General features: G+C 53.8%; 24 protein-coding genes. 22 read left to right on the top strand and 2 right to left on the bottom strand.

Translation table 11 applies throughout. From position 1 onward, the window contains the following. The first annotated feature begins 23 nt into the window (after positions 1-23). The 17 genes from A6R74_RS14510 to A6R74_RS14430 all read left to right on the top strand — a co-directional run bounded on the left by A6R74_RS14510 (position 24) and on the right by A6R74_RS14430 (position 16461). Entirely contained in the window at positions 24-1313 is a 1290-nt protein-coding gene (locus tag A6R74_RS14510; RefSeq protein ID WP_064235195.1) for an ABC transporter substrate-binding protein, read from the top strand. 63 nt (positions 1314-1376) lie between these two features. Further along, positions 1377-2309 (top strand): carbohydrate ABC transporter permease, encoded by a 933-nt coding sequence (locus A6R74_RS14505; RefSeq protein ID WP_064235194.1) that lies wholly within the window; start codon positions 1377-1379, stop codon positions 2307-2309. After that, on the top strand, positions 2306-3133 hold the full coding sequence (locus A6R74_RS14500) for a carbohydrate ABC transporter permease (protein ID WP_064235193.1): 828 nt from the start codon (positions 2306-2308) through the stop codon (positions 3131-3133). Before A6R74_RS14505 ends, A6R74_RS14500 begins: the two co-directional genes overlap by 4 nt. 13 nt (positions 3134-3146) lie before the next feature. Then, positions 3147-4763, top strand: coding sequence for a glycoside hydrolase family 43 protein (locus tag A6R74_RS14495; RefSeq protein WP_064235192.1), 1617 nt, complete (start codon positions 3147-3149; stop codon positions 4761-4763). A gap of 4 nt (positions 4764-4767) precedes the next feature. Continuing rightward, positions 4768-5823, top strand: a complete 1056-nt coding sequence (locus A6R74_RS14490) for an ABC transporter ATP-binding protein (protein ID WP_064235191.1) — start codon at positions 4768-4770, stop codon at positions 5821-5823. An 86-nt stretch (positions 5824-5909) separates the two neighbouring features. Beyond that, entirely contained in the window at positions 5910-7316 is a 1407-nt protein-coding gene (locus A6R74_RS14485; protein WP_064235190.1) for a sugar porter family MFS transporter, read from the top strand. 292 nt (positions 7317-7608) lie between these two features. Next, positions 7609-7905, top strand: coding sequence for a hypothetical protein (locus A6R74_RS14480; protein ID WP_121499410.1), 297 nt, complete (start codon positions 7609-7611; stop codon positions 7903-7905). 185 nt (positions 7906-8090) lie between these two features. Continuing rightward, the gene (locus A6R74_RS14475; protein WP_064235189.1) at positions 8091-9200 is read left to right on the top strand and encodes a heparan-alpha-glucosaminide N-acetyltransferase domain-containing protein; all 1110 of its coding nucleotides are present in this window, start codon (positions 8091-8093) and stop codon (positions 9198-9200) included. A gap of 75 nt (positions 9201-9275) precedes the next feature. Further along, complete coding sequence (locus A6R74_RS14470; protein ID WP_064235188.1) at positions 9276-10361, top strand: serine hydrolase; 1086 nt, start codon at positions 9276-9278, stop codon at positions 10359-10361. Positions 10362-10410: 49 nt separating this feature from the next. Further along, positions 10411-10689: a peptidylprolyl isomerase gene (locus tag A6R74_RS14465; protein ID WP_007112840.1), complete on the top strand. Its 279-nt coding sequence runs from the start codon at positions 10411-10413 to the stop codon at positions 10687-10689. Between the two features lie 96 nt (positions 10690-10785). After that, positions 10786-11721 carry an ABC transporter ATP-binding protein gene (locus tag A6R74_RS14460; RefSeq protein ID WP_064235187.1) on the top strand — a complete coding sequence of 312 codons (936 nt, stop codon included), beginning with the start codon at positions 10786-10788 and terminating at the stop codon, positions 11719-11721. After that, positions 11718-12479, top strand: a complete 762-nt coding sequence (locus A6R74_RS14455; protein WP_064235186.1) for an ABC transporter permease — start codon at positions 11718-11720, stop codon at positions 12477-12479. The genes A6R74_RS14460 and A6R74_RS14455 overlap by 4 nt, the downstream gene beginning before the upstream one ends. Positions 12480-12513: 34 nt before the next feature. Beyond that, on the top strand, positions 12514-13527 hold the full coding sequence (locus A6R74_RS14450; protein ID WP_064235185.1) for a nucleoid-associated protein: 1014 nt from the start codon (positions 12514-12516) through the stop codon (positions 13525-13527). 128 nt (positions 13528-13655) lie between these two features. Further along, on the top strand, positions 13656-14618 hold the full coding sequence (locus A6R74_RS14445; protein ID WP_064235184.1) for a hypothetical protein: 963 nt from the start codon (positions 13656-13658) through the stop codon (positions 14616-14618). A 216-nt stretch (positions 14619-14834) separates the two neighbouring features. Then, entirely contained in the window at positions 14835-15299 is a 465-nt protein-coding gene (locus tag A6R74_RS14440) for a TerB family tellurite resistance protein (RefSeq protein WP_064235183.1), read from the top strand. Continuing rightward, entirely contained in the window at positions 15292-15885 is a 594-nt protein-coding gene (locus tag A6R74_RS14435) for an exopolysaccharide biosynthesis protein (RefSeq protein ID WP_064235182.1), read from the top strand. The genes A6R74_RS14440 and A6R74_RS14435 overlap by 8 nt, the downstream gene beginning before the upstream one ends. Before the next feature lie 15 nt (positions 15886-15900). Next, positions 15901-16461: a YqhA family protein gene (locus A6R74_RS14430; RefSeq protein ID WP_064235181.1), complete on the top strand. Its 561-nt coding sequence runs from the start codon at positions 15901-15903 to the stop codon at positions 16459-16461. Positions 16462-16482: 21 nt separating this feature from the next. On the opposite strand, the gene A6R74_RS14425 is transcribed toward A6R74_RS14430, so the two are convergent. Continuing rightward, positions 16483-17505, bottom strand: coding sequence for a serine hydrolase domain-containing protein (locus A6R74_RS14425; RefSeq protein WP_082906693.1), 1023 nt, complete (start codon positions 17503-17505; stop codon positions 16483-16485). Between the two features lie 203 nt (positions 17506-17708). Here A6R74_RS14425 and A6R74_RS14420 point away from each other — a divergent pair, with 203 nt between their 5' ends. After that, the gene (locus A6R74_RS14420; protein ID WP_064235180.1) at positions 17709-18005 is read left to right on the top strand and encodes a helix-turn-helix domain-containing protein; all 297 of its coding nucleotides are present in this window, start codon (positions 17709-17711) and stop codon (positions 18003-18005) included. After that, the gene (locus A6R74_RS14415) at positions 18002-19240 is read left to right on the top strand and encodes a type II toxin-antitoxin system HipA family toxin (protein ID WP_064235179.1); all 1239 of its coding nucleotides are present in this window, start codon (positions 18002-18004) and stop codon (positions 19238-19240) included. Before A6R74_RS14420 ends, A6R74_RS14415 begins: the two co-directional genes overlap by 4 nt. A 375-nt stretch (positions 19241-19615) precedes the next feature. Here the strand turns inward: A6R74_RS14415 and A6R74_RS14410 are convergent, their stop codons facing one another. After that, positions 19616-19972, bottom strand: coding sequence for a hypothetical protein (locus A6R74_RS14410; RefSeq protein ID WP_373557065.1), 357 nt, complete (start codon positions 19970-19972; stop codon positions 19616-19618). Positions 19973-20165: 193 nt separating this feature from the next. Between A6R74_RS14410 and A6R74_RS14405 the strand changes: the two genes are divergently transcribed. The 3 genes from A6R74_RS14405 to fliD (A6R74_RS14395) all read left to right on the top strand — a co-directional run bounded on the left by A6R74_RS14405 (position 20166) and on the right by fliD (A6R74_RS14395) (position 24604). Beyond that, positions 20166-21494: a UDP-glucose dehydrogenase family protein gene (locus A6R74_RS14405; RefSeq protein ID WP_064235178.1), complete on the top strand. Its 1329-nt coding sequence runs from the start codon at positions 20166-20168 to the stop codon at positions 21492-21494. A gap of 226 nt (positions 21495-21720) precedes the next feature. Continuing rightward, positions 21721-23076: a flagellar filament capping protein FliD gene (fliD, locus tag A6R74_RS14400; RefSeq protein ID WP_064235177.1), complete on the top strand. Its 1356-nt coding sequence runs from the start codon at positions 21721-21723 to the stop codon at positions 23074-23076. 175 nt (positions 23077-23251) lie between these two features. Next, the gene (gene fliD, locus A6R74_RS14395) at positions 23252-24604 is read left to right on the top strand and encodes a flagellar filament capping protein FliD (RefSeq protein WP_064235176.1); all 1353 of its coding nucleotides are present in this window, start codon (positions 23252-23254) and stop codon (positions 24602-24604) included. The last annotated feature ends 153 nt before the right edge of the window (positions 24605-24757 follow it).

Here is a 24757-nt window from a genome sequence, read left to right as displayed (position 1 = left end):
TTAAATAATATTAGGAGAATATCATGCAGGTAGCTAACAACTACAACGCGCCCTGTTCACGCCCACTTCATTTAGCACTCGCCGTTGCGGTTGCTGCTGCCTTGGGTTCAGTCGCCGCGGCGGCTGACACCACGGTGACTGTGTTAAGAATTGAGAGCAGCAGCGCTGAAAAGGACTACTACAACGAAGTGGTTGCCGAGTTTGAGGCGCAAAATCCCGAGATTAATGTCGAGTTTGAATACCTTGCCAACGAGGCTTACAAAACGCGCCTGCCCACCATGCTGCAGTCCAGCCAGCGCCCGGATATCTATTACACTTGGGGCGGAGAAGGGCTGCGCGATCAGGTGGATGCCGGGTTTGTCCGCGACTTGACCGAGCCGATGCGCGATGGCTGGCAGGATATCTACCCCGCGTCAGCGGTGCGCGCCTTCACCCTGAATGATCGGGTCTATGGCGCGCCGCTCTACGCCACGGTGGTGGGTATCTGGGCGAACACCGCGCTGACGGAGCAGGCGGGGGTCGATGTGCAAGCGATCAAGACCTGGGAGGATTTTGAAAGCGCCGTGGTGGCGCTGCGGGAAGAGGGCATAACCCCGCTGGTAGTCGGTGGTCAGGATGGCTGGCCGCTGCACTTCTATTGGGGCTCTTTAGTCACCCGCCTAGCCGGTGGTGAGGGCATCGAAGCGGCCAAAAGCGGTGACAACGGTGGCTTTAACGGCGAGCCCTTTGTACGCGCTGGCGAGATGCTGCAGTCGCTGGTTGAGCTTGACCCTTTCCAGCCAGGCTTTATGGCTACTTCCTACGAGCGCGCCAGCGGCATGTTTGGCGATGGGGAAGCTGCCTTCCACGTGATGGGTGACTGGGACTACCTCCCTTCCAAGCAGCGCTCGGTGAGCGGTGATGGTGTTCCGGATGACGACTTGCGGTTTATTCCTTTCCCCGAAGTCGCGGGTGGTGAGGGCAACGCGCAAAGTTTTGGCGGCATGAACGGTTTTGCGGTCACCCGCGACGCGCCCGATGAAGCGGTAGAGTTCCTGCGCTTTCTACTCAACGCTGAGAATCAGCGGAAAGCGGCGGCGACGGGCATCTTTGTGCCGGTCGCCGAGGGCTCCGCCGAAGCGCTTGAAACCCCCTATGCCCGCCGCGTTGCCGAGATACTTGATGAATCCGAGTTCCATCAGGTGTTTCTGGATCAAGCGCTGGGCACATCCGTTGGCGCGACGATTAACGATATCAGCGGTGACTTGGCGCAAGGCGTTATTACCCCGGAAGAGGCCGCCGAGCGGGTCGAAGAAGCCTGGCAATTTAGATGATCCGCACTTAGGCGAGCACGAACGAGGCGTTCGTGCTCTTTCTGCTCTGCCTCGGAGTTTGCTATGACCACGCTTGACCGAACGACCGTGCCGCGAAGAGGAAATGCCGACCGGGTGAAGAAAGGCTTGGTGAGCGGAAAATTCACCGCGCTGCTGATCCTGCTGCCGCCGGCGTTAATTCTGTTTTCGCTGTTTGTCATTCTGCCGCTCGCGGATGCTGTTCATTACAGTGGCTTTTCCTGGAATGGCTATGGCGCGCCCAGTGACTTTGTCGGCGCGCAAAATTATCAGCGCCTGCTGGATCACTCGGTATTTCATACCGCGCTGTGGAATACCGCCAAACTGATCCTGGTGTCGCTACTGATTCAGATGCCCTTGGCGTTAGGGCTGGCGCTAATGGTGTACCGTAAAACGCCCACCAATACCCTGTTTCGGCTGGTATTTTTCCTGCCCTATATCCTGGCCGAAGTGGCTGCAGGGCTTATCTGGAGCTTCGTTTTTGACGGTGACTACGGCATTACCAGCTCGTTGTTGCATGCCATGGGGCAGGAGTCGGTGTATGTGCTGGCCGATCACCAGTGGGCGTTCCCCGCGATTATGACGGTGATCGTTTGGAAGTACTTTGGCTTCCATATGATGATCTATATTGCCGCCCTGCAGGGCGTGCCCAAGGATCTTGTCGAGGCTGCCAAGCTGGAAGGGGCAAAACCCAGGCAAGTCGCTCTCTTTGTGCAAATTCCACTGATTAAGCACGCCCTCGTCGTCAGTGGTTTCTTTGCCATTATCGGCTCGCTGCAGATCTTCGACATTATTATCCCCATGACCAACGGTGGCCCGTCCAACTCGACCCATACCATCGTCACCTACCTCTACAGCTTCGGCCTCTCACGGCTCAATATTGGCTTCGGTAGCGCCGCTGCGGTGGTGCTGTTCGTGCTCGCTATCGGGATCGCCTTCTTCTACCAACGCACCACGTCCAAGGGGAGTAAGGCATGAAAAGTATCACTACCCGAAACACGCTGCGGGTGATCGTCCTGATTGTGGTGGCCAGTATTGTGATCGGCCCGCTACTGGCGGCGTTCTTCGGTGGCTTTAAGGGCAATGCCGAGCTGCGTACCAATCCGCTGTGGCTGCCCGACAGTTGGGCTGCCGACAATTACATCGGTATCCTGCTGGATGGCAATTTCTGGCGCTACTTGGGGAACTCGTTTTTCATCTCGCTAATGACGGTGTTCTTAACCCTGGTGGTGGGGGCCGCTGCGGCTTACGTGTTTTCGCAGATACGTTTTTTCGGCGCCAAGATGATCCTCTCCTACCTACTGCTAGGGCTGATGTTTCCCTTCGCGGCGGCCATTCTGCCGCTGTTTATCAAGGTGCGCGATTTGGGCCTGCTGGATACCTATTGGGCGGTGATCCTGCCCCAGACGGCGTTTGGTTTGTCGCTGGCGATCCTGCTGTTCAAGGCCTTCTTCGACCAGTTGCCCAAAGAGCTGTTTGAAGCGGCCTACGTGGATGGGTGCAGCTATCTGCGCTTCTTCTGGTCGTTCACGCTGCCCCTCTCGACCCCCATTCTGGCCACCGTGGGCGTGTTTGTGTTTGTGCAGAGCTGGAATAACTTTCTGCTGCCGCTGGTGGTGCTCAACGACCGCTCTATCTACACCTGGCCGCTGGGCATGATGCAGTTCCAAGGCGAGTACCTGACCCAGTGGAACATGATTCTGGCCTTCGTGACCTTGACCATTATTCCGGCGGTTATCTTCTTTCTCGCCGCCCAGAAATACATTGTGGCTGGCCTGACCGGTGGCTCTGTTAAAGGATAAAGGAGGATCCCTAATGAACGATGTTATCCACAACCCGATTCTGGCCGGGTTCAACCCCGATCCCTCGATTTGCCGGATAGGCGACGACTACTACCTGGCGACGTCAACCTTTGAGTGGTACCCCGGCGTTCAGATCCACCACTCCCGCGACCTGGCTAACTGGGAGCTGGTGACACGGCCATTGAGCCGGGCCAGCCAGCTGGATATGCGCGGCAACCCGGACTCATGCGGCATCTGGGCGCCCTGTTTAAGCTACGCTGACGGCCTGTTTTGGCTGGTCTACACCGATATGAAGCGTTATGAGGGCAACTTTAAGGATGGCCATAACTACCTGGTCACTGCCCCGCATATCGAGGGCCCCTGGAGCGACCCGGTCTATCTCAATTCGAGCGGCTTCGACCCTTCGCTGTTTCATGACAGCGATGGCCGCAAGTGGCTGATTAACCTGCAGTGGGATTATCGCCAGCGGGAAGGGCGGGATCGCTTCGGCGGCATTGTGCTGCAAGAGTATGATCCTGAGCAGCGCCGCTTAGTGGGGGCTATTACCACTATCTTCACGGGTACCGAACTGAAGCTGACGGAAGGGCCGCATCTCTATCGTCGCGATGGCTGGTACTACCTAATAGTCGCCGAGGGCGGCACGGGCTACCAGCATGCGGTGACCATGGCGCGTTCAAAAACGCTGTCAGGCCCTTACCAGCTACATCCTCAAACCCCGCTTTTGACGGCTAGCCATGACCCCGATAACCCACTCCAGCGGGCGGGCCATGCGGATTTGGTCGATAGCCCTGAAGGGTATAGCTATCTGGTGCATTTATGTGGCCGCCCCTTACCGGGAACCCGGCTGTCACCGCTGGGGCGCGAGACCGCTATTCAGCGGATGGAGTGGGGCGCAGATGGCTGGCCACGACTCGCCGATGGAGGTAATACCCCGGCGTTAACGGTCGCCGTGAGCGGGGTAACGCAAAGGCCCCCGGTGCAGGAGGAGCACTACGAATTCGAAACAGACACCTTGCCCGCCGCGTTTCAATGGCTGCGTACCCCCTATCCTGAACGGCTTTTTTCGCTTACCGAGCGGCCCGGCTTCCTGCGCCTGTTTGGCCGTGAGTCGGTCGGTTCCTGGTTTGAGCAGGCGTTAGTGGCCCGGCGCCAGGACAGCATCTACTGCAGCGCCGAAACGACGCTTGAATTTGAACCTGAAGATATTCAGCAGTTTGCCGGGCTGATTGCCTACTACAACCGCTTCAAATTCCATTACCTGGCGGTGACCCTGAATGACACCGGGGACAAGGTGTTGAGCGTTATCAGTTGCCTGGATGATTGGCCTAACGGGAATCTGGACCTCGCGGATGCGAGCGTGCGCCTTGACCCTGGCACCACGATTCGGCTCGGGCTGGATATCCACGCCCGGGAGCTGCGCTTTCGCTATGCCCAGGGTGGTGAGGAGTGGCAGTCGATTGGGCCCACGTTAGACGCTGGCCTGCTCTCCGACGAAGGCAGTGGCCGCGCCCACGGCTACTTTACCGGCACTTTCCTGGGCATGGCCGCCCACGACATTAGCGGACGCGGCACTCCCGCCGACTTCCAGGCGTTTTGCTATCGCCGCGCCCCTCTTTCAGAGACGAGATAAGCTCATGGCTGAAGTAACCCTACGCGACATCGAAAAGACGTTTCATGGCAAAGAAACGGTCATCCCTAATCTAAATCTGCATATCGACGATGGCTCCTTTACCGTGCTGGTCGGGCCTTCTGGCTGCGGCAAGTCCACTTTGCTGCGCATGATTGCAGGCCTTGAAACCGTGACCCAGGGAACCATCACTATCGGTGGGGAGGACGTCACCACCGCCGAGCCGAGCGACCGGGATATTGCCATGGTCTTTCAGTCCTACGCGCTCTATCCGCACATGACGGTCGCCCGCAATATCGACTTCGGTATGCGCCTGGCAAAGGTGCCCGTCAAAGAGCGTGAGGCCAAAGTCGCCGAGGCGGCACGCCTGCTCAATTTAGAGGATCTGTTGGAGCGTAAGCCCGCGGAGTTATCCGGTGGGCAGCGCCAGCGGGTGGCCATCGGCCGGGCGATTGTGCGCAGCCCCGGCGTATTTCTGTTCGATGAGCCGCTGTCTAATCTGGATGCCTCGTTACGCAACCGCATGCGGGTCGAGCTGGCCGAACTCCATCAACGGCTCGAAACCACCATGGTGTATGTCACCCACGACCAAGTCGAGGCGATGACCCTGGCCGACTGCATTGTGGTGATGAATGCCGGGCAGATAGAGCAGATGGGCAAGCCCATGGCGCTTTACCAGCGCCCTGAAACGCTGTTTGTCGCGGGCTTTATTGGCTCGCCGAAAATGAACTTGATCGAAGGGCCGCTAGCGGCGGCCTATGGCGCCACCACTCTTGGTATTCGGCCCGAGCATCTAGAGGTAAGCCGCGAGCAGGGCGAGTGGAAAGGACGTGTGCGGTTCATTGAGAAGCTCGGCGCTGACGCCTTTGCCTATGTGGACAGCGAGCAGGCCGGCCCGCTCACCGTGCGTCTCTCTGGCGATGTCGAGCTGAGTAATGGCGACACGCTGTTTATGACGCCTCAACAGGCCCAGCTCCACGCGTTCGATGCCGAAGGGCAACGGCTGCCTGACGGCGCTGTCCACCAGGCTTCAAGTCGTCGCGAGAGCACGTTACACCACTAATGATCGTCAATTTCCCACTCTTCAATAGATACAAAAACGCTTAATAGACACAAAAACGCTCAATAACAAATCCAAGGAGCTCGACAATGACACAACAAAGAACGCTAAGCCGCTCATCGTATATTCTGGTGATCTGCTGTATTGCCGCCATCGGCGGTTTCCTGTTCGGCTTCGACAGTGGCGTGATCAATGGTACCGTCGATGGCCTGCAGACCACTTTTAACTCGGATAGCGCGGGCACGGGGTTCAATGTCGCCTCCATGCTGCTGGGCTGCGCGATTGGGGCCTTCTTTGCCGGTCGCTTGGCGGATCGCTTTGGCCGCCGCACGCTGCTGATCGTGGCCGCGGTGTTTTTTCTGATTAGTGCCTGGGGGTCAGGCGTTGCCGGTAGTTCGATGGAGTTTGTGGTGTACCGCATTCTCGGTGGCCTTGCCGTCGGCGCCGCCAGCGTGATGACCCCGGCTTATATCAGTGAAGTCGCGCCATCGGCCTATCGTGGGCGTTTGGCCACTATCCAGCAGGTAGCGATCATCTCGGGTTTGTTTTTTGCCTTTCTGAGCAACTATGTCTTGGCGTATGTCGCGGGTTCGGCAACCACCGAGCTATGGTTTGGTTTCGCAACCTGGCGCTGGATGTTCTGGATTGAGCTGATACCGGCTGCCGTTTTTCTGGTGGCATTGCTGTTTATTCCGGAAAGCCCGCGTTACCTGATCAGTACCGGTAAGCAGGGCGAAGCCCGCCGGGTGCTGGGGTTAGTGATGCCTGAACGGGATGTCAGCACTAAAATTGATGAAATTAACACCACCCTGGATCAAGACCACAAGCCACGGTTGAGCGATGTGATGAACCGCACCACCGGCAAGATGCACGCTATCGTCTGGGTGGGGATTGGTTTGGCGGTTTTCCAGCAGTTGGTGGGCATTAATGTCGTCTTCTACTACGGCGCGGTGCTATGGCAGTCAGTCGGTTTCTCCGAAGGCGATGCGCTGCTGATCAATGTGATCTCTGGTGCCGTGAGTATCGGCGCCTGCCTGCTGGCCATTGCGCTGATCGACAAAATTGGCCGCAAACCGCTGCTTTGGGGTGGTTCTGTGGGCATGGCGGCGACACTGGCGTGTCTCTCCTATGCGTTCTCTACGGCCTCGATGGTGGATGGCAGCCTACAGCTATCCAGTGACATGGGCGTATTTGCGCTGCTGTGCGCCAACCTTTACGTGCTGTTCTTCAACGCCTCTTGGGGGCCGGTGATGTGGGTTATGCTGGGCGAGATGTTCCCCAATCAGATGCGCGGTTCGGGGCTGGCGATAGCAGGGCTTTTCCAGTGGCTGGCCAACTTCGGTATTACCATGACGTTTCCTATCATGCTGGGCTCTATCGGGCTGTTCGGTGCCTACGGCTTCTATGCGATCAGTGCCGTTGCCTCGGTCTTCTTCGTTATTTACTTCGTCAAAGAGACACGCGGTAAAGAGCTGGAAGAGATGGCCTACGAGTAATCCTTCTAGATTGCCCCGATTGCCTGATCAATCGGGGATCATGTGCCTATTTTAAACAGGATAATCCTATTTTTTATTAATAAAATCAAAAGGTTGTTTTCATTCTTAGGTATATAAGAAGTTGTTTAATAATGGTTTTTATTTGCTTCTGGCACAAGGTGGCATGGAGGCTGCAATGGATAGGTTAAGAACGTAACTGGTAGGACGACCTGGCGTTCTTACCCTTTAAACCGACGTGCAATGTTTGCACCGACGTTTAATTTAAGCAGTAAAGCCATACAGGAGCAGTATCATGATGAAGATGGATTATCTCAAGAAGCTTGGCATCCTAGGCGTATCATTTGGTCTGATGGCCAGCCCACTTGCTTTTGCTCAAGTGGATAGCACCGACGAGTACGAACCGACTCCGCAAGAAGAAACGACGCAGGATGAACAAGGCACCTACAAAAGCTACGACACTGAGCAAGATAAAGGTTCGGATGTAGGTACTGAGTATGAAGAGGAAGAGCAAGAATTCACTTACGAAGAAGAGGAAGAGGAGCAAGAAGTCCCCGCCACTGATGAAGAGGAGGATGACTCCGGGTGGTAATTGCAACCTTTAAGGAATGACTTTTCTTGGGCTCAAGGATGAGCCACAGGATGCCCCGCCCACTGCGGGGCAACTTTGTGTGTGGCCGTTAACACTGTCAACCCAAGCGGACGATATAATTTCAAGCTAAAGTGTTAAGCACCTTACGCTTAACCATTGACTACGGTGCCCACAAGGATGTCTTGATGCCACTGAACTGGATGGAAGCTCCTCAACTGCCCAAGGCCGAAGGCCGCATAGAGGCGATTGACTTAGCCCGTGGCCTAGCCATTGGCTTGATGATCATAAGCCATGCGGTCAGTGGGTTAGTGGGTATTCGCAATGTGCCTGATTGGGGCATGGTGCCGATCCATTTTTTGACCAAATTCTCCTCGTCGCTGTTTATTATGGTGTTTGGCATTGCGCTAGCGGTGGCGTTTCTTTCCCATACCCAAAGCGATGACTGGCCGAAACGCCGTTTAAAGCTCTGGCTGCGCGCCTTAGAAGTGTGGTTCTGGTACAAAGCGCTGCTCATTGTTGAAATGCTGCCGTTCTATCCGCCCAACGAAATCGTCGATGCGCTGCTCTATGGCCGTTTCGCAATTTGGGTAGAAATCTTAGGCTTCTACGCCATCGCGCTGCTATGGGTGCCGCTGATTTTGCCGCTGTGGGCGCGGGCACCGCTATGGAGTCGGCTAACCACGATTGGCGTGTTAATCGCGCTAACCGTCTGGCTGCAGAGCCTCACCTTCGGCGGCAACGATATCCTGAAGGCGCTACTGGTGGATCACGAAGACCACTACACCTGGGGGCAGATAAGCCGCGCACCAATGATTTTAGTGGGCCTTTTGATCGGCGAAGCCTTGCTGCGCTGCTACTTTGATACCGCCATGCGGCGGCGTTTAGTGTTGACCCTACTAGGGCTGGGTGCACTTATGGTCGCCGGATTTTATGGCTTAGCGTTTGCCAGTGGTGATGTGCATGCGGCGATGCTGGCGGTGGCGAAAAATGTTGGCAAACACCCGCCAGGGCTAGAATTTATGCTGTTTAGCCTGGGCGGTGCGCTGGTGCTGTTAGCCCTTGCGCTAGCTGGCGGCGCCAAAGCAGCAAAGGCACTTTTGCCGCTGACGATGATCGGTTCAGATGCCCTTAAAGCGTTTATTTTCCATATTGTGATGATCTTTTTAGTGCTGCGCTTTTTGTGGGAAGGCGAGGGAATGTACACCTATCCACAGGCACTTGGCGTGGGCGGGCTGTTGATACTGGGTGCTGCGGCGTGGATTTGGTTAACACGTTGGATAGCCCAGCACCGTTAAACACGATCCATCATTTAGGGAGTTTACGATTTGCGACACTGGATACATTGCGGACTGGTAGCCGTAGCACTTCTCATGGCGCTACCCGCACATGCAGATGAGTACGAAACCAATTGGTACTATGAGGTAGATAAACAGAGCGCTTGGCAGGGCGATTTAACCGCTCGCTTACAGGCCATCGAAGAGGTGTTTGCGGGTCGGCTGGGGGTTTATGTGCAAAACCTCGCCAGTGGCGAAGCCTATTCCTGGCGTGCCGACGATCCTTGGTACTTAGCCTCGCTAATCAAAATACCGGTGGCGGCCCAGGTGCTCGCCGAGCGCCAGGCAGGCACGCTCTCTCTGGATGAGCGGTTAACGCTTGCGCGGAGTGACTTTGTCGATGGTGCAGGGCCTACCAACTGGCACGACCCCGGCACGCCTATCTCGATCCGCTACTTAATGGAGCAAATGATTACCGTCAGCGATAACACCGCCACCGATATGCTGATTGATCGCGTGGGGCTTGCAGCGGTAAACCAACGTGCCCGTACCATGATAGCGGCAAGCGGCGGTAATCCTGATGAGATTGGCCCCATCTCAAAGCTGGTCGGCGTACGCCAGGGGGTTTACGGCGAGCTGCACCCTGATGCACGCGCGCTTGGCGGAATGGATTTTATCGCCCTGCGACAGCACTCGGTGAGTCAGCGCGGACAGGCGTTAGCCCGGGTGCTGGGTGTCAGCACGGCGTCTTTCACTCAGCTGGATTACGACCACGCTTTTGATGCTTACCAAGCCACTGGTGAGAACGTTGGCACCTTAAGCGCTTTTGGCGACCTATTGGCTAGCTTGCATACTGTTCAACAACGACCCGGTATGGATGATGTAAATGCCGAGCAGCGGCAAATGTTGCTGGACGTAATGCGGCGAACCCGTTCAGGCAAACAGCGTCTTAAGGCGGGCATGGGCGAGGGAATAAGTTTCGCCCATAAAACCGGCACTCAGCAGCGCCGTAGTTGCGATGCAGGCATTGCCGAGCGTACCAGCGCTGATACTGTAACAGCAGGGCCGTGGGTGATTGTTACCTGCACTCGCGGGCCTGTGGCGGTAAGCGCCCACGAACAAGCCTTGACCAGCGTGGGCGAAGCCTTGCGTTATAGCGGAGCACTGGGTAAGCCGTGGTAAACTACTGCCCCGAATGACCCCTCAGAACATAATGAGTTAGGAGTAATCTATGACACGCGCCAGCGCCCGCCACATTTTGGTCAGCAGTGAAGAGCAGTGCCTAGCACTGAAAGAAGAAATTCAAAATGGCCGCGACTTTGCCGAAGTCGCTAAAGAGCACTCCAGCTGCCCCTCCAGCCGTCAAGGTGGCGATCTCGGTAGTTTTGGCCCCGGTCAAATGGTGCCCGAGTTCGATAAAGTCGTCTTCAACGACGAAGTAGGCCAAGTACACGGCCCGGTGAAAACCCAGTTTGGTTATCACCTGTTGGAAATTACCGAACGCACTTAACGTTACCACCAACTGTGTCCTAACCAACCGCTCTTAATTGCGCCTAAAAGGCCGTCAAGCGTCGCGGTCACTTGACCGCGGCGTGAGGAGTACGCCTTGAACGACCCGATTATTACCATTAACGGCCTGAATAAAACCTACGAGGGTGGCTTTCAGGCGTTAACCCATATCGATTTAACTATCCACCGTGGCGAGATATTTGCCCTGCTTGGCCCCAATGGCGCAGGTAAAACCACGTTGATTAGTGTGGTCTGCGGTTTGGTCAATCCCACCGCGGGTCATGTGCTGGTCGATGGCTTCGATAATATTACCCACTATCGCCAAGCCCGCGAACGTATTGGGCTGGTGCCTCAAGAGTTAACCAACGAAGCGTTTGAAACCGTCTGGAACACGGTCAGTTTCAGCCGTGGTCTGTTTGGCAAAGCGCCCAATCCTGCGCATATCGAAAAAGTGCTTAAGTCGCTGGCGCTTTGGGATAAGCGCAACAACCGCTTGATGACACTCTCGGGTGGTATGAAGCGCCGTGTGCTAATCGCCAAAGCGCTCTCCCACGAACCGCGCATACTGTTTCTGGATGAGCCCACCGCAGGGGTCGACGTTGAACTGCGCCGGGAGATGTGGGAAGTCGTGCGCCAGCTACGCGATAACGGCGTAACGATTATTTTGACTACCCACTACATTGAAGAAGCCGAAGAGATGGCCGACCGTATCGGCGTTATCAATCGCGGTGAGCTGGTGCTGGTGGAAGAAAAAGCGGCGTTAATGAGCAAACTGGGCAGCAAACAGTTAACCCTGAATTTGCACAGCGCGTTGATAGGGATACCTGCGAACCTACAGCGCTTCGAGCTTAGCCTTGCTGCTGAAGGGTATGAGTTGATCTATACCTACGACGGTAGCCAGGAAGAAGATGGTCACGCGATTTCAGAGCTGTTGACCGCGCTGGAGCGAGAGGGCGTCACCTTTAAAGACCTGAACACTCGGCAAAGCTCGCTTGAAGATATTTTCGTTGATTTGGTTAAGGAGCGAGCATGAACCTGCATCCCGTTCGCGCTATTTATATGGCGGAAATGGCGCGCACGCGCCGCACGCTACTGCAAAGCATTGTCTCGCCGGTCATTTCAACGTCGCTTTACTTCGTAGTGTTTGGGGCCGCGATTGGCTCGCGAATCAGTGAGGTCAACGGGGTTAGCTACGGCGCCTTTATTGTGCCGGGTCTGATTATGCTAATGCTGCTCACCCAGAGCGTCTCAAACGCCTCTTTCGGCATCTTCTTTCCCAAGTTCTCCGGCAGTATTTACGAACTGCTATCGGCGCCTATCTCGCATTTAGAGATCGTGATCGGCTACGTGGGGGCGGCGGCTTCGAAATCGATTCTGTTGGGGCTGATTATTTTGGCCACCTCGGGCTTGTTTGTACCGCTGGAAATCGCCCACCCGTTCTGGATGTTGACGTTCCTGGTGCTAACCGCCGTCACTTTTAGTCTGCTGGGTTTTATCATCGGTATTTGGGCCGATGGCTTTGACCGGCTGCAGCTGGTGCCACTGCTGGTGATTACCCCGCTGACCTTTTTAGGTGGCAGCTTCTACTCCATCGATATGCTGCCGCCGTTCTGGCAAACCATCACGCTGGCTAACCCCGTGGTGTATCTGGTGAGCGGCTTTCGCTGGAGCTTTTACGGCATCAGCGACGTTAGTTTGGCGGCCAGTGTGGGCATGATTACACTATTTCTCGTGGCTTGCTTGGTCGCCATTGGTTGGATTTTCCGTACCGGTTATCGCCTTAAACCCTGATTCTTTTTTAAACACTGGAAGCTATTAGACCTTTATGCCACTACTGCAAAGTATTGTGCACCGCCTTGACCCGACGCTTGACGGTGAGCGCCTAACCCTAACCGCCGCGCCCCCATCAGAGCAGGCAGCGCCCAGTGACGACTCGGTGATGGCGAGCCTAGTGGGTGCACTCAACGACACCTATAACACCAAGCCCAAAGGCTGGGGGCGCTTTGCCGAAGAGGGTGATCAGGCAGGGCCGCTTGCCATGTGGCTGCGCGACTATTTGGCCGGTGATAAAAGCTTTGCTGAGCTTTCTGTTGCGCTGGCGGAAAGACTTGCCAAGCAGCTTCAAGAGCAGCTGTCGGTAAGTGGTTACTTAGTGTTTAGCCACCAGCGCCAGGGCGATACCGAAACCCTGTTGGTGGCATTAGTGCATCAGCGCGAAGGGATTGGCATTAATGATGACCACCACGCGGTGCCCGCTGCCCAGCTCAATACCAGCCAACTTACTCTGGCGGCGCGTATCAATATTACCCAGTGGCAGAGTGATGCACCGAATGCGCAGTATGTCTCGTTTCTCAAAGATCGCGGCGGTAAAAAACTCGCCGAGGGCTTGGTGGCATTGCTGGGTATGGAAGAGGGCGTCGATGCCCCGGCTGAAACCCGTACGCTGCTCAAGGCATTTAGCGACTACGTCGAGAAAGAGGATTACGACGACGAGGTGAGCCGAGAAAAAACCGACACGCTGGTGGACTACGCCAATGAACAGCTTCGCCGTGGCGAGCCCATGACACTGGAAGAGCTTTCTGGGCTGGTGGACGAACAGCAGCCCAAAGCCTTTTACGAGCATATACGCAACGCAGATTACGGGCTCTCGCCGGAAATCCCCCCCGATAAGCGAACCTTAAGCCAGTTCCGCCGCTTTACCGGCCGAGCGGGCGGCGTCTCGATTAGTTTTGATTCGCACCTATTGGGTTCTAGCATCGAATATGACGCCACTCAGGATCGCCTGATTATCAAGCAAGTGCCCAAGCAGTTAAGAGAGCAGCTTACCAAGAAGGATTGAGGGAAAGGACAAGGCTATCTCTAACCAGAAGAGTTTTTCTGTTGACGACGCAGGCAGGCAGCATGAAGAGGAATAGCGCTTGACAGGCGTCACTGTGCTAGCATTTGAGTAGTGAAAGAGGAGCTTGCATGAGCGAAGCGGATACGTCTCGACCCGCCGACCACGACAGCCCTTGGAAGATGGCGCTGGAAGGGTACTTCCAAGAATTTTTAGATCTGTTGTTCCCAGCCATTCACGAAAAAGTGGATTGGTCGAAAGGGTTTAGCTTTCTCGATAAAGAATTACAGCAGATCACGGCGGATGCCAAAAGTGGCAGGCGTTACGCCGATAAGCTGATCAAGGTCTGTGCACGGGACGGCAGCGAGACGTGGGTGCTGATCCACGTTGAGGTGCAGGGGGAACCGGAGGAGGCCTTTGCTGAGCGAATGTATACCTATCAGTATCGGCTACGTGACCGCTACGGGGTGGATGTGGTGAGCTTGGCGGTGCTGGCGGATAGCCGCGATAGCTTCCGGCCCTCCACTTTCCGCTATCAGCGCTGGGGATGCGAGCTGACCTTTACCTTCCCCACGGCTAAACTGATGGATTGGGAAGCAAACTGGACGAAGCTGGAAGCAAGCGATAACGCCTTTGCGCTGGTGGTCATGGCCCAGGTCTACGCCAAGCGATTGAAGGACGGTGTAACGCGTAAGGATGTCAAGATTGCTCTCATTCGGCTGCTGTATGAACGAGGCTACAGCCGTGAACAGATTGTGCGGTTGTTCAATATCATCGACTGGATGCTCCAACTGCCGAGAGCTCTGGAGTCAGAGTTTGTCCAAGCGGTCTACGCCATACAGGAGGAAAAACACATGCCTTATGTCAACACTGTTGAGCGCTTTGAGCGAGAAAAAGAGCGTCAAGAAGGGCGTCAGGAAGGGCGTCATGAAGGAGTGGAAGGTACGTTGCGCAAGCAAATCGCCTTGAAGTTTGGTGAGATGCCCGATTGGGCAGATCAGCGCCTGACACTGGCTTCAGACGCACAGCTAGACGAGTGGGTAGTACAGATTCTGACGGCAGATAGCTTGGAAGCTCTGCTTGATAAGCAATAACCTGCTAGTCAGTATACTCACTTAACGCACTAAAGAGGGCAGCCCCTGAGGCTGCCCTATGTGTATCCGCTTAATAATGGTTTTTCACTCAGTAATGCTCATTTGAGTATGCCCTAAGCGCTTCCGCAACTCGTACTTAATAGTTACCAAGTATCTATGAATGCACTTCAAGGATTAAGTACGGTCAGAAGTCGGTAGCTATAAATGGAGAGTAAAATGCTGAACGCCATTAGTGATTTTTTCCAGCGCACCCTGGCGCAACCCGAGCAGCGCGAAAATCAAACGCTCACCTTGGAGCTGGCCACTGCCGCACTGCTGTGTGAAATCGTTCGCGCCGACTACGACACCACCGATGAAGAGCTTGCTGCGCTGCGCAGTATGCTAACCGAGCGCTACCTGCTAAGCGCAAGCGATGTGGAAGAGCTGATGGCGCTGGCGCAAGCCGAAGTAGATGAGGCCGTCGATCATTATCAGTTTGTTAGCCTGATCAAAGAACACTATAACTACGACCAGCGCTGTGAGCTGGTCGCGCAAATGTGGCAACTGGCCTGGGCCGACGGCAACGTTGACCCGCTTGAGGAGCACCGTATTCGTCGCTTGGCGGATTTGCTGTATGTTAGCCATAGCGATTTTATCCGTACCAAGCTGCACGTAGAGGAGCGCAATAAACCCAATGCATAACCGCAACGAAGACTCGAATTTAATGGATCTAATTAGCTCGATAGAGCACATGGAGCAGGACGCTTCGCGGGTCAGCGTTGACGATGTGGTTCATGCCGTGGGGCGGCGCTCATTTGGGCCGCTGCTGTTGGTCGCTGGGATCATTACACTCACCCCCATTATCGGTGATATACCCGGCATGCCGACGTTAATGGCAGCGCTGGTATTGCTGGTTTCCGTACAGCTGCTAGCGGGGAGTGAAGCATTTTGGTTGCCCGGCTGGCTGCTGAAGCGTTCGATTTCCCAGCAAAAGTTCGATAAAGGCATTCAGCTGATGAAAAAGCCTGCCCGCTGGATAGATGGGCTATTGCGGGTACGATTACCTTGGCTGACGGGCTACATCGGCATTCGCGTGACCGCTGTTGTCTGTTTATTGATCGCTCTAGCGATGCCGCCGATGGAGTTTATTCCTTTTTCGGCTAACGGTGCGGGGCTGGCGCTGACACTGCTAGGGTTAGGCTTGGTCGCTCGCGATGGTATCGCGCTACTGCTGGGGTTCGCACTGTTCGGTGCCACCTGCGCCTTCATCACGATGAGCCTTATATAACAAAGGAATTTGGCTATGTCAGACGCTTCACCACCCAAACCACCTACACCGCCGGAAAACCAGAGCAACTGGGAGAGGCGCATAGAAACAGCACTCTGGAACTCGCGTTTTTTGGTCATGTTGGCGGTCGTGCCAAGCTTATTGGGCTCGTTAATGCTGTTTATCGTCGGCACGGTGGATATTTTAAAAGTGGTCGCCGACGTACTGAGTTACTACCTAGTGGGTGGCACTCAGAATATCCACGACAGCCTAGTGCCCGATATCATCATTGCCGTGGATATATATCTGATTGCCATCGTATTGCTTATTTTTGCGCTGGGTGTTTACCGGCTGTTTGTCTCCCGCATTGATCAGGCCGAAGAGAGTAATTTGCGTCACCCCTTTAATGTCGCCTCATTAGATCAACTCAAAGATAAAATCGCCCGGGTGGTGATTCTGGCAGTGATTATTGAGTTTTTCCGCGCCGTGGTGGATATCCGTTTTGCCACGCCCCTGGAAGCTATCTATTTAGCGCTTTCAGTGCTGGCGCTGGCGGCCGCGCTCTATTTAATGAGCCTAGGCCACAAAGGCGAGTAAGCGCACCCGCACCTGGCTGTGCTACTCATCATTTTCAGCTAACAAACCTTCTACCAGCCTGTTTAACCGCTGCTGAAACTGCCCGCCCGGCGAGGGTGGGCTCGGGTCTGAGGTGATCACCACGGTCATTTCACGCTCTGGAATAACGTAAAGCGCCTGGCCGCCGTAGCCACGTCCGTAGTACACATCTTCGCCTGCTAGCTGGGTAATAAACCAACCGTAGCCGTACCCGTCGCCTGTCCAGCGTGATGTGCCGCGCGGCTGCCATGATTCTTCCACCCAGCCCTCTGGCAGTACGCGCTGCTCGCCTCCGGCTTCATTAACCACGATGCCATCATTACGATACAGCTCGCCCACCTCAATCAATGCTTGCGGTGAGAGCTGCATATCATTGCCGCCAAAGTAGATCCCTTGCGGGTCACGCAACCAGGGGTGAATGGTGATATTGAGCGGATCCCCCAATAGGCGTTGGGCAAGGGCAAGGGTCGTCTCGCCGCTGGCGTGGGTGAGAGCGGCGGAAAGTAGGTGGCTGGTGCCGGTGGAGTAGAGCATCTGCCCACCCGGCTCATCCACGAATGGGCGTGTTATCGCATCGTTCACCCAGTTGGCGCTGGCCACCCAGGCGCCATAGTTGCTGCCCGAGGTGCGCTCAAGTCCCGCCTGCAGGGCGAGTAAGTGGGCAACGGTAATGTCCCCAACTTGCGGATCAGTACCGCTAGGTAGATGCTCGCCAAACAGCTCAACCATGGGTTGATCTGTTGACTCAATGATGCCCGCTTCAATCGCCGCGCCGGTAATGGCAGCCAGCACGGTTTTGGACAGTGACTTGATATTGGCAGGCGACGCCACCCCCGGCCCGCCCTGGTGAAACTCGTGGATAATCTCGCCATCATAGGCCACTACGACGCTGTGTATGCGCTCAAGCTGGCTGGTTTGCTGGTCTAGTGTCTGGAGTGCGTTTGCAGAAGGTTCATTAGCGGCTGCATAGGCGGTGGGTAACAACGAAATAACAGCAAACGGAACAAGCAAAGCAGTAGCGCGCATCGCAACACCTTCGGTATAAGTGGCAAAGGTTCGAGGTTTAGAAGTAGTAGAGGTTCCACAACCGATAGCCGCTAGAAGTAAAATCAGGTAGTACTTTCCGAGCCTGGAACCATGCTTCTGTGAATTAAAAGATCATATGTGGTCTTTTATAACCATTTTAGCGTATATTAGATTATAAATGAGCCATTATTTAGAGGTTTTCTATGGCCCTAACTCACGCTCTACTTGCTCCTGGCGAACTGTCCCAGCAGGTCGGTGCCAATGCACGAGAAGCGCGACTGGCGCAGAACCTTTCCCGTAAAACCTTGGCGCAGATGGCGGGTATTTCTGAGTCCACCATTAAACGATTCGAATCCAGTGGGCAAATAACTCTCGATGGCCTAGTGCTCATTGCCACAGCGCTGGGCGCCACACGCCAAATTGCCGAGCTATTCAAGCAGGAGCACCCCATTTCACTTGAAGAGATCAAGCAGACTGGGCGTACCCGGGGGCGAAAATGAAGCGTATCAACAGCGTAGAGGTGCTGTTAGCGGGTAATCCTGTGGGGGAACTGGTCGCTAGCCGACAGGGCATCTACTTTGCCTACCACCCTCATTGGGTGGCGGAAGGCTTCAATTTGTCGCCTTTGAACATGGATTTTACTACCCAACCACAGAAGGCGCCGGATCCAATGCTTTTTGCTGGTCTACCGGGAGCATTTGCTGACTCGCTGCCTGATGGCTGGGGAATGCTGCTCATGGATCGCTATTTCCTTGCCGAGCATGGGAAAGCCCGGAGAGATATTTCTCCTCTTGATCGGCTAGCTTATATGGCCGACAGGGGAATGGGGGCACTGGAGTATCGCCCCGTTATTGAGTGTACCGCTGACGAAGATAATATTGACCTAGTCCAACTCTATCAGGCAGCAAACGCTGTCTATGAAGGAGAAACCGAGGCGACTCTTGATGCCCTGCGCCTAGCCGGTGGATCCCCAGCAGGTGCCCGACCCAAGGTGATCGTTGCATTATCTTCGGATGGTAAGCAGTGCAGCACAGCTTTTCAGGAACTTCCTGCGGGTTATCAGCATTGGTTAGTAAAATTCCGTGCGCCAACCGAGCATCGCGACACCGGCGCCATCGAATACGCCTACTCGGTATTGGCAGAGCGTGCTGGGGTGAAAATGGCCGCGAGCAAGCTGATTGAGATCAATTCCTCAGCGGAAACCGAGCGACTCTTTTCTGCTCAGCGTTTTGATCGTAACGGTAATCGAAAAATCCATATGATGACCGCTAGCGGTATTCTTTATGCCGATTACAGCGCTCCATCGCTGGACTATTTAGATCTACTCAAAGCAACTAACGCTTTCACCCGTCACGCAGAAGACGTTGAACGCATGGCGAGGTTGATGGTATTCAACGCCCTGACCCACAATCACGATGACCACGCTAAGAACTTCGCTTTTTTGTATGACCAAGGTCGATGGACACTGGCTCCAGCTTATGACCTGACTTACGCCCCTGTCCGGGGCTATGCAGATGAGCATACAACATCTTTCAGTGGGGCAGGCCTAGCTACACGCAAAAAGCTCAAACAGGTTTGTGCCTCTTTCAGGTACTTAACCCATGATCTATATATTGAGCAAACCCTCGATGCTCTATCCGAATGGACGTCCCTTTGCCGCGAATTAGAAATCGATGCCAAGCAGCAGAAAATCATTCAGCGAGCATTCGACGAGAACCGCCAACGTCTCGGATAACGCTATCAATGCGGCTACCCTAATACAGCCACTTTCTAAGATGGAAATGCAGCCGCATTACGCAAAAGCAGAAAAAGCCTGCTAGGATGGGTGTGTTGGCTTATGGGTAAGCAAGCCTTTGATTTCTCTAAAACGCAATAAGCAAGGAGTGCCCTATGCGTAATATTATCTACATTATTGGCCTTATCGTAGTTGTGCTGTTCATTCTGTCGATGCTCGGCCTGCGCTAAGCGATATAGAATTAGACTCTATAGAGCTAGGCTTTAGAAAAGAAGCCCGCGCAAAAAACCGCCCAAAGCTTTAGCTTATGGGCGGTTTTTTTTTGAGCATCTTTTATTAGCTCTTTTGATCAGCAATGCGTGACAGCAGCAGATGTTAAGCGCAGTCAGCAGCCCCCTGGCCGAACATATCAAACATTATTTCGCGGCCAAGACGAGTCAATACAAAGCGGCCATACTCATTGAAGGTGGCGGCTTCACTGGCTTTCATTACCTTCTGGCAGGTTGCCCAGGTCGGTGATGCTGCACTCAGTGTGAGCAATTCACGGCGGGCTAAACCGCGCTGGGGCAAGGTAATGGTTTCAAGCACATGGCCGTTATCGTAGAGCAGCTCAGCGGCAATTGATAAACATTGGCGAAGGCTGCGCTGAACGTTCGCGGCCGTTGATAGCCCATTCGCTGCTTGTGATGAGGGCTCTTTCGTTAGTTCTGAAGTCATAAGTCCCGGAGTCATAGCATGTTCTCCTGCGGTCAGCACCAAATCGGGCTTGTTGCAGCGCATTATAAACCAAGGTCGATGTTAGACCAAGGTCTATAAATGAGAACGGCTTTGCTACTATGGAACTCATCAACGCTAAGCCGATGTGCTACGCTCGCTATTATGTATTTTTGTGAGTTAATCACGTATTTTAGCGAGTCAATAAGTCATGCATATCAGTGTATTCGGAACCGGTTATGTCGGCCTTGTTGCAGGTGCTTGTTTAGCCGATGTTGGCCATCAAGTCACCTGCATGGATGTTAATGCTGAGCGTATTGATCAGCTTAAAGGCGGAGAGGTGCCGATCTTTGAGCCAGGGCTAAGCACCATCGTTGCCCACAACGTAGCGGCTGGACGTTTACGCTTTACGACCGATGCTGCCCAAGCGGTAGCCGATGGCGAGCTGCTATTTATCGCTGTGGGAACACCGCCCGATGAAGATGGCAGTGCCGACCTACGCTATGTATTAGAGGTGGCGCGCACTATCGGCCAGCATATGGATAGCTACAAGCTGGTGATTGATAAGTCTACTGTGCCGGTGGGAACCGCGGAAAAAGTTCACACTGTTATCAGCGATGTTCTCGAACAGCGCGGCGCATCGCTCGCATTTGATGTCTGTTCTAACCCTGAGTTTATGAAGGAAGGGGCGGCGATAGAGGACTTTACCCGTGGTGCGCGCATCATTGTCGGCACGGAAAGCGAACGCGTGAAAGCGCGTATGCAAGAGTGCTACGCCCCCTACAACCGCAACCACGAAAAGCTGATGTTTATGAGCGTGCGGGCTGCCGAACTGACCAAATACGCCGCCAATGCCATGCTCGCCACCAAAATCAGCTTTATGAACGAGATCGCCAATCTTGCCGAACGGCTCGAAGTGGACGTGGAGGACGTACGCCGAGGAATTGGCAGCGACCCACGGATTGGCTATCACTTTATCTACCCAGGCTGTGGCTACGGCGGCTCCTGCTTTCCCAAAGATGTCCAAGCGCTAGAGCGCGCCGCGCGTCAATTAGGTTATAACCCGGAACTGCTCAGCGCCGTCGAATCCGTTAATTTGCGCCAAAAGCAGACGCTATTCACAAAACTGCAAGACAACCTAGGCAATCTAAGCGGTAAGACCATTGCAGTGTGGGGCCTGGCCTTTAAACCCAACACCGACGATATGCGCGAAGCCCCAAGCCGCACGTTGATGGAAGCGCTTTGGCAAGCGGGTGCTAAAGTGCAGGCTTTTGACCCTGAAGCCATGGCGGAATGCCGTCGTATCTATGGAGAAAGGGATGACTTAATGCTGGCAGGCGACCGCATTCAGGCGGTCAAAGGTGCCGATGCGCTGGTGATTTGCACCGAGTGGAAAGAATTCCGCAGTGTCGATTTCGCTTGGCTAGCCGACCAGTTGGCTGAAAAAGTCGTTATTGATGGGCGTAATTTGTACACACCAAGCGCTGTTGAAGAGGCGGGTTTGCGTTACACAGGGGTGGGGCGAAAGGGCAATCTCTAGGTAGATTTATTAGCGGCCTCTTCATAAATATTTATATGTGCATTACGAACGGTTACTTGGCATTACGTCTTAATACGAAAAAAATAACCTAATATTCAAGTTATAGTTCACCCAGCCGCTATATTAAGGTAAGTATATTAAAACAGTGCTACGTATCGCTTTATGAAGGAACGCTAATTGAAAGCAATATGCGTAGCAACATGTATTCAAAAAAGGTATTAGTTCTATGGCTTCTATTACATCACTAGGCATCGGTTCTGGGCTAGATCTCAACGGATTGCTTGGTCAGTTGAAAGAGGCAGAGCAAGCAAAGCTTGAGCCCATTGCGGAGCAGCTACAGTCTGAAGACGCAAAAATATCTGCTTATGGTAAGTTGCAAAGCGCGCTTGAGCAGTTTCAAAGCTCTGCTCAAGCTCTTAATGATGGATCCTCATTCGAAAGCCTGACGACCAATGTAGAGGGTAGCGCCGTCGGTGCTGTCAGCAGCAATGAGGCCCAGCCAGGTCAGTACGAAGTGCAGGTTGACCGTTTAGCAACGGCCAGCAGTCTGGTGACGGAGCGACTAGAAACAGCAGATGAAAGCATAGTGACTGGGGAGCAGTCATTAACCTTTACTCTTGCTGACGGAGCTATGGATCCCATTACCATTGCAGATGGCAGCACGCTTGAAGACATGCGCGATGCCATTAATCAACAGAGCGATGGTCGCTTAAGCGCCTCTATTATCAATGATGGCGAAGGTTATCGGCTTTCTGTTAATGCCACCGATACCGGTGCGGACGCCAGTATTGAAAGCACCAATTTTTCAAACATTCTTGCTGGTGACGTTACCACTGCTGATGCACAGTTTGTTAACGCAGGCCAGGATGCGGCGTTTAACGTCAATGGAATCGATATTGTTAGCCCCACCAATCAAGTGGAAGGTGCTATTCAAGGTGTTACCTTGAATCTTGCTGAGGCTGGCGCGACGAGCACGGTAAGTGTAGAGCAGGATAGCGAAGCTATCCGCGAGCAAGTCACCGCTTTTGTTGATGACTTCAATACGCTCAAAGATACCATTACCAGCTTGACAGCCTTTGACGAAGAGACGGGCCAAGCGGCGGGGCTGAATGCTGATGCAGCTACTCGCGCGGTTGAAAGAGAACTGCGTCAAACAATTAGCAGTGTTGTCGGCGGCGATGGCTTTAGCGTGTTGTCGGATGTAGGTATTTCGCTTCAAGTTGACGGCAAGCTGGAGATTGATGAGGATCAATTAGACAGCATTGTGGCCAATCAACCTGGTCAGCTTGCTAGTTTTTTTGCGGGGGATAGCGAAGAAGGTGGTATGGCAGGCCAAATTGCCGCATCGCTTGAAAGCTTGGTTGGTACAGGTGGCCGCCTTGAAAGTGCTGTTGATTCATCTGAACGGCGCTATGCTTCGTTAGAAGAACGTTTTACGACCACTGAAGGCCGTATCGAACAAACCGTAGAGCGTTATCGCACGCAGTTTCAAGCAATGGACGGTATGGTGGCGCAAATGAATCAAACCAGCGCCTACTTAACCCAGCAGTTTGCAACGCTGGGGCAGCAAAACCAAAGTTAAGCAGATAAGCTAGCTACGTTAATGGCTTATAAAATGCCCAGCACACTGTGTTGGGCATTTTTCTTTGCAATGGCTTAAAAACAGCTTAAAAAAGGCGCTACCTCTAAAGTTTGTTCCTCTACAGCCGATAAATTACCTAGATACCTCTCTCTACTTCTTATAAGGAATGACCCTCATGGCATCGATTACAGCACTCGGTGTAGGTTCTGGACTGGATCTGAACGGCTTGGTTGAGCAGCTCAAAGCGGCCGAACAGCAAAAGCTTGTGCCTATTCTAGAGCAGAAAAGTGCTCAGCAAACCAAGATTTCTGCCTATGGGCGCCTTGAGTCAGCGATGGATAGAGTGCAAACCTCTATTGCTGCGTTGAACGATGCCGCTTCATTTAAGCAGCAAAAAAGCACCGTGACGGGTGACGGCGTGTTGGCGACCGCAGGCGAAACCGCGAATGCCGGGCGCTATGAAGTCACCGTTACCCAGTTAGCACGCTCAGGCAGCGCTGCTTCTAATAGCGTGGCGCTAGATCAAGAGCTAACGGCAGCCGATACAACGCTTACGCTTGACTTTGGTGCTGGCGGTACACAAACAAGCTACGACGTTGATATTTCAGCAGGTAGTACGCTTGCAGATGTTCGTGACCAAATCAATGCGGATAAAGAGTCAGGTGTAACCGCTTCTATCGTTAATGATGGCACAGGGTATCGCTTAGCGTTGAGCTCGAAAGAGACGGGCGAAGAGGCTTCACTCATAGGTTTCTCAGGTTTGGCCTCACTGACGATGGACGCAGCCACGCTACGTGCAGGCCAGGATGCTGAATTGAATGTTAATGGTATTGCGATCACCAGCAAAACCAATCGAGTTGAAGAGGCGATTCAAGGCGTAACGCTTGACCTCACGGCGGTTTCTGGTGACCCCGTTACGCTGGTCATTGAGCGTGATGAAGAATCGCTGAGAGGAGCCATTGACGAGTTCGTTAAAAACTACAACGAAATGAAATCCACCGTTGACCGCATGACGGCCTACAACGGAGAAGGCGAAACATCAGGCGAGCTGGTGGGCGACCGCACCGTGCGTACCATTGAAGACCGCCTACGCCGGGATATAACAGACAACCTCGGCACTGGTGATATTTCACGCCTTTCCCAAATTGGAATTTCTATCGATGAGAAGGGGCGTTTAAAGGTTGATGAAGATAAGTTGGACGATGCAGTAGCCAATAACCCCGAGGAGCTATCTGCCTTTTTTGCAGGTGATACAGAGGAAGGCGGCTTTGCTGGACGCTTAAACGCCACGCTTGAAAGCATTACCGCAGAGAATGGCATTATTCAAAGCTCGGTGACTAGCGCTGAGCAGCGTGTTGAAAGTCTGGATGTGCGCAAGCTGCGTATGGAGGCAAGTATCGAGCGCAGCACAGAGCGTTACCGCAAGCAGTTTGGGCAACTGGATGGCTTGATCGCCCAAATGAACTCCATGAGCAGTTATCTCTCTCAGCAATTCAGCGTTCTGAGTAACATGCAGAATAGTAATTAAGAAGGCTGTTGGGAGTGTTACAGGTGTTTATAAAAAAGTTACATAAAAAAGAGCATTTTTTCTAAAGAATTTGGCTAGGCTGCCGTTAATTATAATAACGGCAACGCAAGTGCCGCAAAGCAGGCCACAAGGCCAGTTAAATTTCGAGGAGTA

The sequence above is a fragment of the Halomonas sp. ALS9 genome (assembly GCF_001651035.1).
Classification (GTDB): Bacteria; Pseudomonadota; Gammaproteobacteria; order Pseudomonadales; family Halomonadaceae; genus Vreelandella.
Note: the sequence above shows the minus strand (reverse complement) of the source record. Positions and strands in the feature narration are given on the sequence as shown.

Excerpts from the sequence above, each read along its gene's own strand:
- A6R74_RS14510 (WP_064235195.1), top strand. The coding sequence starts at position 24 with ATGCAGGTAGCTAACAACTACAACGCGCCCTGTTCACGCCCACTTCAT.
- A6R74_RS14505 (WP_064235194.1), top strand. The coding sequence starts at position 1,377 with ATGACCACGCTTGACCGAACGACCGTGCCGCGAAGAGGAAATGCCGAC.
- A6R74_RS14500 (WP_064235193.1), top strand. The coding sequence starts at position 2,306 with ATGAAAAGTATCACTACCCGAAACACGCTGCGGGTGATCGTCCTGATT.
- A6R74_RS14495 (WP_064235192.1), top strand. The coding sequence starts at position 3,147 with ATGAACGATGTTATCCACAACCCGATTCTGGCCGGGTTCAACCCCGAT.
- A6R74_RS14490 (WP_064235191.1), top strand. The coding sequence starts at position 4,768 with ATGGCTGAAGTAACCCTACGCGACATCGAAAAGACGTTTCATGGCAAA.
- A6R74_RS14485 (WP_064235190.1), top strand. The coding sequence starts at position 5,910 with ATGACACAACAAAGAACGCTAAGCCGCTCATCGTATATTCTGGTGATC.
- A6R74_RS14480 (WP_121499410.1), top strand. The coding sequence starts at position 7,609 with ATGATGAAGATGGATTATCTCAAGAAGCTTGGCATCCTAGGCGTATCA.
- A6R74_RS14475 (WP_064235189.1), top strand. The coding sequence starts at position 8,091 with ATGCCACTGAACTGGATGGAAGCTCCTCAACTGCCCAAGGCCGAAGGC.
- A6R74_RS14470 (WP_064235188.1), top strand. The coding sequence starts at position 9,276 with ATGGCGCTACCCGCACATGCAGATGAGTACGAAACCAATTGGTACTAT.
- A6R74_RS14465 (WP_007112840.1), top strand. The coding sequence starts at position 10,411 with ATGACACGCGCCAGCGCCCGCCACATTTTGGTCAGCAGTGAAGAGCAG.
- A6R74_RS14455 (WP_064235186.1), top strand. The coding sequence starts at position 11,718 with ATGAACCTGCATCCCGTTCGCGCTATTTATATGGCGGAAATGGCGCGC.
- A6R74_RS14450 (WP_064235185.1), top strand. The coding sequence starts at position 12,514 with ATGCCACTACTGCAAAGTATTGTGCACCGCCTTGACCCGACGCTTGAC.
- A6R74_RS14445 (WP_064235184.1), top strand. The coding sequence starts at position 13,656 with ATGAGCGAAGCGGATACGTCTCGACCCGCCGACCACGACAGCCCTTGG.
- A6R74_RS14440 (WP_064235183.1), top strand. The coding sequence starts at position 14,835 with ATGCTGAACGCCATTAGTGATTTTTTCCAGCGCACCCTGGCGCAACCC.
- A6R74_RS14435 (WP_064235182.1), top strand. The coding sequence starts at position 15,292 with ATGCATAACCGCAACGAAGACTCGAATTTAATGGATCTAATTAGCTCG.
- A6R74_RS14430 (WP_064235181.1), top strand. The coding sequence starts at position 15,901 with ATGTCAGACGCTTCACCACCCAAACCACCTACACCGCCGGAAAACCAG.
- A6R74_RS14425 (WP_082906693.1), bottom strand. The coding sequence starts at position 17,505 with ATGCGCGCTACTGCTTTGCTTGTTCCGTTTGCTGTTATTTCGTTGTTA.
- A6R74_RS14420 (WP_064235180.1), top strand. The coding sequence starts at position 17,709 with ATGGCCCTAACTCACGCTCTACTTGCTCCTGGCGAACTGTCCCAGCAG.
- A6R74_RS14415 (WP_064235179.1), top strand. The coding sequence starts at position 18,002 with ATGAAGCGTATCAACAGCGTAGAGGTGCTGTTAGCGGGTAATCCTGTG.
- A6R74_RS14410 (WP_373557065.1), bottom strand. The coding sequence starts at position 19,972 with ATGACTCCGGGACTTATGACTTCAGAACTAACGAAAGAGCCCTCATCA.
- A6R74_RS14405 (WP_064235178.1), top strand. The coding sequence starts at position 20,166 with ATGCATATCAGTGTATTCGGAACCGGTTATGTCGGCCTTGTTGCAGGT.
- fliD (WP_064235177.1), top strand. The coding sequence starts at position 21,721 with ATGGCTTCTATTACATCACTAGGCATCGGTTCTGGGCTAGATCTCAAC.
- fliD (WP_064235176.1), top strand. The coding sequence starts at position 23,252 with ATGGCATCGATTACAGCACTCGGTGTAGGTTCTGGACTGGATCTGAAC.